Genomic DNA, 13,929 nt, shown 5'->3' with positions numbered 1-13,929 from the left:
ATTTAATGCTTATTTCACCGGACAAAGAGTAAATTCAAAACTCTGTTTTTTTAACGGTACCAGATACTGTGGTAAAACGCCCGGTCCACAGGTTGCAGTACCTACTCCAGCTTGCTTGGCATCCAAATGTACTGTTACCATTCCATCCCGTTCTAATTCATTAATATGACGTGCCTTCTCTAATAATACATCTGAGAACGGAATTATACTCAATTGAAAAGGCAAATTTGATTCAAAAAATAGTCCTTCACCAGATTGATCTGTCAATTTTGCCCAGCGAACATCTGTCCGATTACCTGTTGATTGTGGAGCTACATAGTAGTGAAACATACGTTCGGGAGTTGTTCGATAGATACTGATTTTACCCGATTGGTCACGATCAATATACGTTTCATTATCACCACGTCCCAGATAAGAAATATCATTAAATGTATCGTTCATCCGAAAAGTCAGTCCCAAACGTGCCATTGATTTCACAATTGTCGTATCCGGTTGGAAAGTAGTACGGACTTTCACTGCTCCATTCTTACCAAGAGCATAGATGAATTCCGCCTGTCCGACTTTTTGTCCTTTTGCATTGAGAATTTCCACTTGTGCCGTAGTCGATTCCACATCCTCTTTCAGCGAAACAACCTTCTGCATCAAATTATCCAATCCGGCTTTCCGCCATAGTTTGGCACCGTTTTTATCCCGATTATCATTATCCGTAGCGGGACGGAAAAGACTCAACGTAACAGGAGTAGCTAACAATTCTTTCCCGTCTAAAGTCAAAGAGGTTAAAGATCCTGTTTTCTTATCTATCACAAATGCAGTTTCTCCTGTCTTCTGTGGACAATAAGTGACAAAGTTCTTATTGCCCGGAAGTATAAACTGATCATAAGCCACTTCCCAAGTATCATCAATCATTGGAGAAGGCTCTTTCCTTGTCCAGCTAATATTGAGATAAGCCTCACGAACAGTATCCGGAAGTTTCACGTTACCCAATGCTATGTCTATTATAGCATGAGGTTCACAATCCAACACTTTTGTTCCTTCCATCAGTTTCTCTCCCTGATCGGTAGTTATATTCCAATGCAAAACATATTCATTCAAATTAGAGAAGTCATACCAATTCTTGATACGAAGTTTCATATTTTTCGGAGTCAGCAAAGTGGCCTTGATATTCTGATAGACCTTTTTTACTTCAAGTAAATGCGGATGTGGTTCACGATCTGCATTTACCAATCCATTACAACAGAAATTACCAAAACTAGGTATTCCTTCCGGTCCGTAATCACCGCCATATGTCCAATACCATTTACCATCTTTGTCTATTTCACGAAAAGACTGATCTACCCAATCCCACACATTTCCACCTTGCGCCATCGGTTCATTCTCAAAAACATCCCAATATTCTTTCAATCCTCCACAGCTATTACCCATAGCATGAAGATATTCACAAAGTATAAAGGGACGGGTAATATCTTTTCTGGCTACATAGTCTTTGATTTCGTCCACACTACGGTACATACGACAATAAATATCCGTATTATAATTCAATTCGGCACGCTCATATTGAACAGGACGTGATTGATCTACAGATTTCAACCAATCATAAGTACGTTCAAAGTTGATACCGTTTCCTGCTTCATTTCCCAATGACCATATTACAATCGCAGGATGATTTTTTGAACGTTCATACATTCGTTGTGTACGGTCCATATGAGCTGTCAGCCAAGTGCTGTCTTTAGCTAAAGAGGCAGGACCATACCCCATGCCATGCGATTCAATGTTCGCTTCATCAATCATATACAATCCATAGCGATTACAAAGCTGATACCAATATGGATGGGTAGGATAATGCGAATTACGAACAAGATTAATATTATGCTGCTTCATCAATTTAATATCCTGTTCCATCAGTTCCTTGCTTACCGTACGTCCCATTTGTGAATGTTCATGGCGGTTGGTCCCCTTCACCAATATCGGAACACCATTGATACAAAAACGACCATCTTTGATCTCCGAAGTACGGAAACCAACTTCACATCCTGTCAATTCTGTCACTTTACCTTGTGCATCTTTCAACTCGAGAACTAGAGTATAGAGATTAGGATATTCAGCACTCCAAGCCTTCACTTCCGGTATTTTCTTTTCATCAAAGACAATAAAGTTACTCAAACCACGAGATTTTATGTTAATGTTATCCTGTAGAATAGCTTTTCCTGAAATATCTTTTAATGTATATGATATAGAACCGGAGGCAGTTGAAGGACCTTCCACTGTTACCTCCAACCCGAAAACACCATTCTTATATTTATCTTTATCTAAAGAAGCATCCACTTTATAATCAGCAATATACTGTTTCGGAGTACTATAAAGATACACATCCCGTTCTATACCACTAAGCCGCCACATATCCTGACATTCCAGATAAGATCCTGAACTCCAACGATATACTTCCATAGCTATTACATTCTCGCCTTCGTTCAACACATCAGTAATATCCCATTCGGCAGCAGTTTTAGATCCTTGATTATAGCCGAGTAGTTTTCCATTCACCCATATATAATAAAAAGAAGTTGCCCCTTCACAACAAAGTACTACCCGTCGCCCCTTCCAATCAGCAGGGATATTGAAAGTACGACGATAAGAACCAACTTCGTTTTCTTCAAATGGAACCAACGGTGGATTCTTTTTAAAATGAAACATCTTATCGTCAAATTCATAGGTCTCATTCACATAGATAGCGGTACCATATCCCTGACGTTCCCAATTACCTGGAACATTAGTATCTGCCCATCCTCCCGTATAATATGATGGTTGATAAAAATCTTTCGGACGATTATCCGGATTCTTCACCCAATGGAATTTCCACTTTCCGTTCAGGCTCATATAATATGGAGACCGTTCATATTCTCCGGGCTTCCCGATATCAGAAGCATTAACATATGGCCATACATAAGTATGAGGAGCGACTTTATTTAGTCCTACTGCATATTGACTTTGCCATTCCGGAAGTAACAGTTTCTGTGCTGTAGCCGGAATGATTGTTATTCCTGTCAATAAGATTAGACAAAATCGTTTCTTTAAATTCATCTTTGGATTCTTTTAAGAAGTAGTTAGTAGTCATGTGTGCTACACTACTGTTCAAATATACTTAATTATTGAATAATCACCTCATCAAAATATACTTTTGATTCTTCTCCTGGACGAACATGATTTGCAGGACATACTCCCGCACCTTCAGCAGTCACTTTAACATAACGGGCCGTCACTCCCTTCATATCGATTAAAAGATTCTCTGTGAATGTTCCTTCACGAAATATTTCTTCAGGAGTAAAGCTTAAACTTGCTACATCTCTGTATGCAACATTATCATCCGATACTGTAACATTGATTGACTTTGGCTTATGTACAGCCATGCCATAATTTGTAATGCTACCGATAATAACCTTTTCCAGTTTCTCACCTTTCTGTAAATCAACGGTAAAGGAAATATGATCGTTATTTTTCCAACCACACCACTCAAAATCCGTATATTTCAAACTACCACGCACTCCATTTGTTAATACCGCTTCATTCGGATTATTACCGAGCAATGGCTTACCGGTTACTTTATTATGAAATACAATTAGCGTCAGCATCTCTCCCATCTGCTTCCCCTTTAAGAACGTGGCACATTGAACTACCTCTGTTCCTTTTACTACAATCGTTTTTTTATAAAGTTCCGAATCTGCTGCAGGTTCCTTAATACCTCCCGTAGTAAAGCGAATTTCCACATCCGGTCGAATACATTCTAATTTAACTAATGATGAATCTATCTTTGCCGTTACTGTATGTTGGATGTTGTACATTGAACGGGCAACTGTGATTCCTTTCTTATCCAAATGAGTAGTAAAACAATCCAATGCCCCCAAGAAAGAAGGCCAATCCTTATCTTTAGGCTGTACCCAAGCCACTTCTGCCAATGCTGCCAATCGTGGGAATATCTGATACTCTACATCTTCAGGTTTATTACAAAACTCAGTCCACATGGAAGCCTGTACTCCCATTAACAAAGACGAATATTCTGGTTTCCAATTTTCCTGAATCGGTTCGTAATCATACACATCTTTCAAAGTATTATTGCCAAAGTAAGTCAGCGGCTCAAACCATTGCGGCCCCTGATAACGGATCAAATACATTACACGTGCCGGAGTCATGATAAAACGATGTCCCTCTTCTGCAGCTTTCAATGCCGCCTGTCCGTAACCTTGCCAGCCATAAATAATAGCTCCTTCAGGAAGCTTGCTATTTGTCAGCTCATCCCACCCCATTACTTCTTTGCCTTTACTACGTACATAATCAGCCATTCGATTCATAAAATAACCTTGAAGATCTTCCTCGTCAGCCAAATGTTCCTTCTTTATCCGCGACTGGCAAAGTGGACATTTCTTCCAGTTTGTTTTCCATGCCTCATCTCCTCCTAAATGAATGTACTGCGAAGGGAAGAGAGTAATCATTTCATCAATCACACCCTGAAGAAAAGTGAAAACATAATCATTTCCAGCACAATAGATAATATCGGCATGATCTCCTCCTAAACCAGGAAGTACACCTATAAATTTATCCACCACAGGACAAGCAAGTTGAGGATACGAAGCAAGAGCAGCATTACTATGTGCCGGCATCTCAATTTCCGGTATCACTTCAATTTGCCGCTGAGCAGCATAAGCAACAATTTCTTTCATATCTTCTTGTGTGTAGAATCCTCCTACCGGAGTAGGTTCTCCTAATTTCGGATTTCTGCGAGCAGGGAAAGGTATATCTTTGCGATCCACCCGCCAAGCTCCGACCTCTGTCAAACGGGGGTATTTTTTAATTTCCAATCGCCAACCATTATCGTCTCCCAAGTGGAAATGCAATTTATTCAATTTTAGCATTCCCATACAGTCGATGATACGCAATACATTTTCTTTTGGCATAAAATAACGTGCCACGTCAAGCATCATACCGCGATAACCGAAACGAGGCTCATCTGTAATAGTTAGTGTAGGGATTTCCCAATGTATATCTTCATGGGTTACTCGATCACTTTCAATATCAGAAGGTAATAACTGCCGGATTGTCTGCAAAGCATAGAAGAAACCTTTGTTACTAGAAGCTTTTATAAGTACTTCCTTAGGAGAAACTTTCAATATATAAGCCTCATCTTTCAGCGTAGTGTCTGTTATTAAGCAAATATCACCTTCCTGACTTTCTACTTTTATTTCCGGTGTAAATCCGGCTGCACGAGTGAACAATCCAGTCAGTAGTTCTACTACTTCTGCTTGTTCCTTATTTTCTACTGCAAATACAGTTTTTTTTGAGAAAAGGTAGTTCCCACTACCCGGCACTAATTGTGCCGGGCGCGGAACTAAAGCTACTGAGTGTGTTAAGTTAGCTTCAGCACATCCTGTCAGTAGGGGCGATAGGATGACTGTTAATAATATAAATAAATATTTTATCATCTGATCAATTCAAAAGATTCATTCTTTGTCACGTTCCGGCGAAAAACGAACAGGATCGTTATATTGTTCCTGAAGTTTCAGCAATTCATTTTTCAGTTCTTCTATTACAGGTTCATATTCAGCTTGTCCGTAGAGATTATGCATTTCTGTCGGATCTGCCTGTAAATCATAAAGTTCCCAACAGTCAATATCATTATAAAAGTGAATTAATTTATAACGTTCCGTACGCACACCATAGTGACGTTTCACCATGTGTTCGGCAGGATATTCGTAGAAGTGATAATAAAGTGCTTTACGCCAGTTCTCCGGATGCTCGCCTTTCAATAAAGGAATCAATGAAACGCCCTGTATATCCGCTGGAATTTTCACACCGGCAAGTTCAAGAAACGTAGGTGCATAATCAATATTCTGTACCATCTCAGTTACATCTCCTCTGCGCTCAAAACCCTTCGGCAAACGCATGATTAACGGAGTACGCATGGACTCTTCGTACATAAAACGTTTGTCAAACCAACCATGCTCACCCATATAAAAACCTTGATCAGAAGTGTAAACCACCAATGTGTTATCAAGCAATCCTTTTTCTTTTAGATAATCAAGCACACGCCCTACGTTATCGTCAAGCGACTTTACCGTCTTCATATAATCTCGCATATAACGTTGGAATTTCCAGTTAGCAAGTTCTTCTCCCTGTGGATTTTTCTGGTAGAAATCATCTATAATCGGACCATAAAACTTATCCCAAGCTGCTCGTTGTGCTTCATCCATTCTTCCAAGATATTTCTCGTAGAGAGATTTCAAACGGCTATTCTTGTCTGGTCGTAACATTTTGAGGTCATAGATCATATCCATGTCTTTCACGATACTCATCTCCTGTGCAGCAGCAGCCGGACGCCCTTCGTATTCGTCGAAAAAGTTATCGGGCAAAGGGAATGTCTTGTCTTCATAGAGAGCTAAATTACACGTATCTGCCAACCAGTTCCGATGAATGGCTTTGTGATGAATCAGCAAACAAAATGGTTTATCCGGATTACGTTGATTCTCCATCCAGTCAATGGCATCATCAGTTATAAGATTTGTAATGTAACCATGCTTCTTAATAGTGTCGTTGTCCTGTGTGATGAAGTTCGGATTGTAATAATCACCTTGACCGGGAACGATTTCCCAATAATCGAATCCGGATGGCAAACTTTCCAAATGCCATTTGCCCACTAATGCTGTCTGGTAACCGACTTTTTGCAGTAACTTCGGAAAAGTTTGCTGCGAACTGTCGAACACACAGGTGGTATTATCATAAAATTTATTGGCACAACTATGTTTACCGGTAATCATACAAGCACGACTAGGACCACTCAAAGAATTTGCGACAAAGCTTTGTGTAAAACGTACTCCATCTGCTGCAATACGATCAAGATTTGGAGTTTCCATATAGCGTGTGTCATAGCAACTCATCATTTGAGCAGTATGATCATCCGTCATTATATAGACAATGTTCAAGGGTTTCTGTTTCTCAGTCTGCTGACTATTACAAGAAGCCAGAGAGACAATAGCTACTACTCCGGCGAGAGGATAACATAAATTAGACTTTGTTTTTTCCATAATATTATTTGTTAGATAACCGAAAGCAAAGATAGGGAGCAATCGTAAGACTGATGTCTACAAATAACCAATGAATTTCCAATATTCTCCATTTTTACCGATTTCATCGGAAAATATCAAATAAATGAAAGAGAAATAAAAAAGAATATCCCAAAGTCTACATACATAACTTTTCAGACATGGAACGCGGAGTTAAAGATTTAGTTCCTGAAATCTAAAAAATCCGCGTCTGAAAAACTCTTTAAATAGTTAATTTACTCTTGATACGTTAATAAACTCTTCAGCACATGCCAATGTTTCAGGTTTACCAATATCAATCAGTTGCAAATTTTCGGTAAGATAACCATTATATTCCGTCTCTTGGCAAGTAGCAAGATAAAAATCCATAATAGAAAATTTTCCTTTCCAACATGGAACATCCATCAATCGGAAAATAGCTGGTGAAAGCACATGAATGCCACTGAACGCATATTCTTTATAAAGAGTCTCGTCATAATGAAAACCCGCCGGTTTTACTTGCGCCGTATCCTTGTTAATCCATCCGCAAAGTCTTTTCTCTGCATCAAAAAGCAAGTAACGGGAAGTTTTACGCTGACTAGCCAATAAAGTTGCCACGCCACCTTTTTGAATATGATAGTCATATAACTCTTTCAGATTGATATCCGAAAGAATATCGACATTATGAATTAAAAATGGTTCGTCAGAATCCTCAAAAAAAGAACGGGCTTTCTTGATACCGCCCCCTGTATCCAGTAAGTAATCTCTCTCGTCAGAAATGAGAATATTAATCCCAAAATTATGATTAACTTTCAAAAAGTCAAGGATCTGATCACCAAAATGATGAATATTAATCACAATCTTAGTGAATCCCGATGCTTTCAATTTTAAGATAACATGTTCCAACATGGGACATCCGGCCACTGGAACCAGGGCTTTAGGCATCGTATCGGTCAAAGGCTTCAGCCGACTGCCCAAGCCAGCCGCAAATATCATAGCTTTCATACTGTTGCTTCAAATATCTTTTCTATATTCTGTTCACGATGCACCAATTCAACTTTGACTCCGAATTTACGATTCAGATGTTCAGCCATATGTTGAGCAGAATAAACAGAGCGGTGTTGTCCTCCCGTACAACCGAAACACACAGAAAGATTACTGAATCCACGCTCCATGTAACGCTTTACAGAAGCATCTACTAATGCATAGGCAGAATCCAAAAAATGAAGAATCTCACCATCTTCCTCTAAGAAACTAATAACAGGTTCATCCAATCCGGTAAAAGGTTTATAACGTTCATATTTACCCGGATTATTCACTGCACGACAGTCAAAGACATATCCACCGCCATTGCCCGTCGGATCGTCAGGAATTCCTTTCTTATAAGCAAAACTCATCACCTTAACAGTAAGTTGCCGTTTTTTCAGATCGTCAGTAAATTGTTTCAGTTCGGTTAATTCTCTCAATACTTTGCAAAGATATGGATATTCGGGATAGTCATCTTTCAGTAATTCCCGTAAATTCTCAATAGCATAAGGTACACTCTGAATAAAATGAGGCTTCTTCTCAAAGTATCCCCTAAAACCATAAGCTCCCAATACCTGCAAAGTACGAAAAAGCACAAAATGTCGTAACTGGCTATAGAAATAAGATTCGTCAATCGGTTTATACTTTCGCAAAGCATTCATATATTCCTCCAAAAGTTCTCTCCGCAAACTATCAGGATATTTAGCTTTCGCTTGCCAAAGGAAAGAAGCGACATCATAATAAAAAGGACCTTTTCGTCCTCCCTGAAAATCTATAAACCAAGGCTCTCCGTCTTTGATCATTACGTTACGGCTTTGGAAATCACGATACATAAAGGTAGCAGAAGAACTACGCAACAAAACATCACTCATTTTCTGAAAATCATCCTCCAGTTTATCCTCCTGAAACTCCATTCCAGTAGCCTTAAGGAAGCAATATTTAAAGTAATTCAAGTCCCAAAGTATAGAACGCTGATTGAATTCGGGCTGGGGATAACAACGGGAAAAATCAAATCCATTGGCCCCGGCAAACTGAATAGCAGGAAGCAAACGTATCGTTTTTCGTAACAACATTTTTTCCTCTTCGGAAAAAACACTTGTGGCACGCCCTTTCTCGATAGCATTGAACAGGAGAGTATCATTCAAATCCTCCTGCAGATAATAATTTTTATCGTCTGAAGTACAATACACTTCAGGAACAGGAATCCCAGCTTTCCGGAAATGATCTGCCATATAAAGAAAAGCCTCGTTCTCTTCAACAGAAGTACCGTAAACAGCAATTAATGTTTGTACACCGGTAAGACGAAAGTAACGGCGATTAGAACCGGAAGACGGTAACTCGATAATCGTTTCTGCAGGAACTCCTGTATATTTTTGATATATTTTCTGTAATTCTTCAGTTATCATAGTCGTACATTTTCGAGCAAAGATAGAAATTAAGATTGTAGTTTTAACAAATATTCAGTTGAAAGTAGTATCTTTGTTTCAAATACCTCCAAATAATGAATATTATGAATTATCAATCACTTTCTCTGGTTAGTGGTGCACTATTACTTTCTACATTATCCGTCAGTGCACAAAGAAATAGTACTAAACCAAATATTATTTTCATCCTTTGTGACGATATGGGATATGGAGATTTAGGATGCTATGGCCAACCTTTCATCAACACCCCTCATTTGGATGCAATGGCCAGTGAAGGAATGCGATTTACACAAGCTTATGCAGGTAGCCCGGTCAGCGCTCCTTCCAGAGCGTCATTCATGACAGGACAACATACAGGACATTGCGAAGTCAGAGGAAATAAAGAATACTGGAAAAATGTACCCACCGTAATGTATGGCAATAACAAAGAGTATTCTGTTGTAGGGCAACATCCTTACGATCCTAATCACATTATTTTACCCGAGATAATGAAAGATAACGGATATACTACCGGCATGTTCGGTAAATGGGCAGGAGGCTATGAAGGATCTTGTTCTACTCCCGACAAACGGGGTATTGATGAATATTTCGGTTACATCTGCCAATTTCAGGCCCATTTATATTATCCTAATTTTCTAAACAGGTATAGCAAAGCATTGGGAGATACAGGCACAGTACGTGTTGTCATGGATGAAAATATCAAATATCCGATGTATGGTCCCGATTATCACAAAAGACCACAATACTCCGCTGATATGATCCATCAAAAAGCGATGGAATGGTTGGATCAACAAGGTGGTGAGCAACCATTCTTTGGAGTATTCACCTATACTTTACCTCACGCAGAGCTAGTTCAGCCGGAAGATTCCATCCTGAACGGATATAAAGCAAAATTTAATCCGGACAAAAACTTTAGTGGACAAGAAGGTTCCAGATACAATGCCATTACCCACGTACACGCACAGTTCGCCGGGATGATTACGCGATTGGATTATTATGTCGGAGAAGTATTGAAAAAATTGAAAGAAAAAGGTTTGGATGAAAACACATTGGTTATTTTCTCCAGTGACAATGGACCTCATGAAGAAGGAGGTGCAGATCCGACTTTCTTTGGCAGAGATGGCAAATTACGAGGATTAAAACGACAATGCTATGAAGGAGGAATCCGTATACCATTTATTGCCCGTTGGCCGGGGCACATTTCTGCAGGTACTGTAAATGACCATATCTGTGCCTTCTACGATATCATGCCTACTTTCTGCGAATTAATTGGTGTGAAAAATTATGAAACGAAATATGCCGATCCAAAGAAAGCAATCGACTACTTTGACGGAATATCCTTCGCTCCTACTTTATTGGGTAAGAAAGGACAAAAAGAACACGGCTTTTTATATTGGGAATTTAACGAGACAGATCAAATTGGATTACGAATGGGAAATTGGAAGTTAGTAGTAAAAAAAGGGGAACCTTTTTTATATAATCTCACAGCAGATATCCACGAGGATAATAACATAGCTGCGGAACATCCGGATATTCTAAACCAAATGATCTTTATTATCCATACACAACACACCCCTAATCCACATTTTCAGATTACCTTACCCTAAGTCTGTTTATATTAAACAAATAATTGCAATTGGGCGCGAATTATACAAAATCCGCGCCCAATAACATTCAATATTAAACTATCCATTCACCTTTTTATAATCTTCCAGAAATTTCTTCAATCCTGCATCCGTTAGCGGATGATCCAGTAATCCTTTGATTGCACTTAACGGACAAGTAGCCACATCAGCACCTGCTTCCAAGCACTCTACAATATGTTTAGTATTGCGAATAGAAGCAGCCAACACCTGAGTCTTATAATCATAAAAATGATACATTCGTACAATATCTGCAACCAGCCCTACTCCGTCCTCGCAAATGTCATCCAAACGGCCGACAAAAGGTGATACATAAGTAGCACCTGCTTTAGCAGCCAATAGAGCCTGGCCTATTGAAAAGACAAGTGTACAATTAGTACGAATACCCTTTTCTGAAAAAAACTTGATTGCTTTAATCCCATCAGCAATACAAGGAACCTTCACTACAATATGGGGATTGAGACCTGCAAGTACCTCACCTTCACGAATCATTCCTTCGTAATCCGTAGCTATCACTTCGGCACTCACATCACCATTGACAATCTCGCATATCTTAATGTAATGATCATGCTGATTTTGAACTCCTTTGATACCTTCCTTCGCCATTAACGAAGGATTGGTTGTCACTCCATCAAGTACTCCGAGATCATACGCTTCCCGAATTTGCTCTAAATTGGCTGTATCAATAAAAAATTTCATACATTTAAGTTATTTAAGGATTAACTATCTGATCTCCAAAGATAAAGAATCGTTTTCTAAAAATCAAGCAATAGTAATTGCCGGATCAAGATATACATCCTGAATAGCATTCAACAATTCCACTCCCTTATTCATCTGCTTCTGGAAAGCTTTACGTCCACTGATCAATCCCATACCACCGGCACGTTTATTTACTACAGCAGTTATAACAGCATCCCGTAAATCGGAAGCTCCATGAGATTCCCCACCAGAGTTAATCAGTCCGACACGTCCCATATATCCATTCGCTACCTGATAACGACAAAGGTCAATTGGATGATCAGAAGCCAATTCCGTATACATCCGTTCGTCTATCTTACCGAAATTAAGAACTTTAAATCCACCGTTATTAGTTGGAAGTTTTTGTTTCACAATATCAGCTTTGATAGTAACTCCCAGACGATCGGCCTGTCCCGTAAGGTCAGCTGCAGAATGATAATCAACTCCACCTTTTTTAAAGTCACTATTACGCAAATAACACCACAGGATAGTTGCCATACCCAACTCATGAGCATGTTCAAAAGCCTCAGCGACTTCCACCAATTGACGTCGACTCTGTTCGGAGCCAAAATAAATTGTAGCCCCCACTGCTACAGCCCCCATATTCCAAGCTTCTTTTACTGTTCCGAAAAGAACCTGATCATAGGTATTTGGATAAGACAATAACTCATTATGATTCAGTTTCACCACAAAAGGTATTTTATGCGCATATTTTCGAGCCACAGACCCTAAAATACCGAAGGTAGAAGCCACTGCATTACAACCTCCTTCAATAGCTAATTTTACTATATTTTCAGGATCAAAATAAATCGGATTGGGAGCAAAAGAAGCCCCTGCAGTATGTTCTATATCCTGATCAACAGGTAAAATGGATACATAACCGGTGTTTGCCAACCGTCCATGTCCTAAAATAGTTTGAAGACTATTTAATACCCTCGTATTCCTGTCAGAATCAATCCAGATTTTATCAACCATATCTGGAGAAGGAACATGAATTAACGACTTATCAATAGTCTTGCAAGTATGATCCAAATAATAACTGGCCTTGTTACCCAGTAAATCTATAATTTTACTCATAATAAAAATAATTTAGTTTAGGCAAAATATCTTATATGCTATTTTTTCTTTCCCTGATTAGCTACAGCTTCCATCAGTTTTTTTATTTCTTCCGGATTTCCCAAGAAGTAGTCATTTACGACTTTCAAGTTCTCATCAAACTCAAAAACATATGGAATAGCCGTAGGCAAATTCAGTTTTACGATATCCTCATTAGATATATGCTTCAGATGTTTGATAATCCCTCGCAAACTATTACCATGTGCAACCACTAATAAAGTATTTGCTGTTTTTAAATTAGGAAATATATCCGATTCCCAATAAGGCATAATACGATCTATCGTATCTTTCAGAGACTCTGTACGAGGCAACTCTGCATCCGGCACTTTGTGATAACGATAATCAAAGCGTGGATTTCTTAGATCACTCTCCGATAACGGGTTCGGAGCAATATCATAACTACGACGCCAAATCAATACTTGTTCTTCACCATATTTTTCTGCTGTTTCTGCTTTATTTAATCCTTGAAGGTCACCATAATGTTTTTCATTCAATCGCCAACTCTTTTCTACCGGAATCCAATCCAGATCCATCTCGTCCAACACGCAGTTCATCGTTTTCACCGCACGTTTCAAGTAAGAGGTATAAGCTTTATCAAAATTGAAACCATATTCTCTGAGAGTAATTCCCGCTTTATTGGCTTCTTCAATTCCTTTTTCGGTTAGATCTACATCAGTCCATCCCGTAAAACGGTTTTCCTTGTTCCATACACTTTCTCCATGACGAAGCAATACAATTTTTTTCATTTGTTCTCCTTTCTTTTTTCTAATAGAACACTTTGATTGTCTCATTTATTAAGAACACTTCATACTTTCACAAAGTTCATAAAAGAAAGGAAGAGCATCAATACCTAAAAACTATGATAAACTTAATCACAATTCAACAAAAATGATTATTTTTATCCACAAAATAATA

9 protein-coding genes are annotated in these 13,929 nt (G+C 38.8%); 1 reads left to right on the top strand and 8 read right to left on the bottom strand.

The features are described 5' to 3' along the window. Positions 1–9 precede the first annotated feature (9 nt). The 5 genes from EJF25_RS13980 to EJF25_RS13960 all read right to left on the bottom strand — a co-directional run bounded on the left by EJF25_RS13980 (position 10) and on the right by EJF25_RS13960 (position 9,499). On the bottom strand, positions 10–3,078 hold the full coding sequence (locus EJF25_RS13980) for a glycoside hydrolase family 2 TIM barrel-domain containing protein (protein WP_125041686.1): 3,069 nt from the start codon (positions 3,076–3,078) through the stop codon (positions 10–12). Between the two features lie 65 nt (positions 3,079–3,143). Then, positions 3,144–5,471: a glycoside hydrolase family 20 protein gene (locus EJF25_RS13975; protein WP_125041685.1), complete on the bottom strand. Its 2,328-nt coding sequence runs from the start codon at positions 5,469–5,471 to the stop codon at positions 3,144–3,146. Between the two features lie 18 nt (positions 5,472–5,489). Beyond that, on the bottom strand, positions 5,490–7,070 hold the full coding sequence (locus tag EJF25_RS13970) for a sulfatase family protein (RefSeq protein WP_125041684.1): 1,581 nt from the start codon (positions 7,068–7,070) through the stop codon (positions 5,490–5,492). Positions 7,071–7,319: 249 nt separating this feature from the next. Further along, on the bottom strand, positions 7,320–8,072 hold the full coding sequence (locus EJF25_RS13965) for a nucleotidyltransferase family protein (protein ID WP_200832911.1): 753 nt from the start codon (positions 8,070–8,072) through the stop codon (positions 7,320–7,322). Further along, positions 8,069–9,499: a RapZ C-terminal domain-containing protein gene (locus EJF25_RS13960; RefSeq protein ID WP_125041683.1), complete on the bottom strand. Its 1,431-nt coding sequence runs from the start codon at positions 9,497–9,499 to the stop codon at positions 8,069–8,071. Before EJF25_RS13960 ends, EJF25_RS13965 begins: the two co-directional genes overlap by 4 nt. 104 nt (positions 9,500–9,603) lie before the next feature. Here EJF25_RS13960 and EJF25_RS13955 point away from each other — a divergent pair, with 104 nt between their 5' ends. Further along, positions 9,604–11,124, top strand: a complete 1,521-nt coding sequence (locus EJF25_RS13955; protein ID WP_125041682.1) for an arylsulfatase — start codon at positions 9,604–9,606, stop codon at positions 11,122–11,124. A 78-nt stretch (positions 11,125–11,202) separates the two neighbouring features. Here EJF25_RS13955 and fsa read toward each other — a convergent pair whose 3' ends face one another. The 3 genes from fsa to gpmA form a co-directional block, all read right to left on the bottom strand. Beyond that, positions 11,203–11,859 carry a fructose-6-phosphate aldolase gene (gene fsa / locus EJF25_RS13950; RefSeq protein WP_125041681.1) on the bottom strand — a complete coding sequence of 219 codons (657 nt, stop codon included), beginning with the start codon at positions 11,857–11,859 and terminating at the stop codon, positions 11,203–11,205. A 63-nt stretch (positions 11,860–11,922) separates the two neighbouring features. Beyond that, positions 11,923–12,975, bottom strand: a complete 1,053-nt coding sequence (locus EJF25_RS13945; RefSeq protein ID WP_125041680.1) for a class I fructose-bisphosphate aldolase — start codon at positions 12,973–12,975, stop codon at positions 11,923–11,925. Between the two features lie 38 nt (positions 12,976–13,013). After that, a complete protein-coding gene (gene gpmA / locus EJF25_RS13940) occupies positions 13,014–13,760 on the bottom strand; it encodes a 2,3-diphosphoglycerate-dependent phosphoglycerate mutase (RefSeq protein ID WP_125041679.1) in 747 nt (248 codons plus the stop codon). Positions 13,761–13,929: the final 169 nt, after the last annotated feature.

Origin of the sequence: Bacteroides faecalis, assembly GCF_003865075.1 — a bacterium.
GTDB lineage: Bacteria > Bacteroidota > Bacteroidia > Bacteroidales > Bacteroidaceae > Bacteroides > Bacteroides faecalis.
This window is presented reverse-complemented; position numbering and strand designations above follow the sequence as displayed.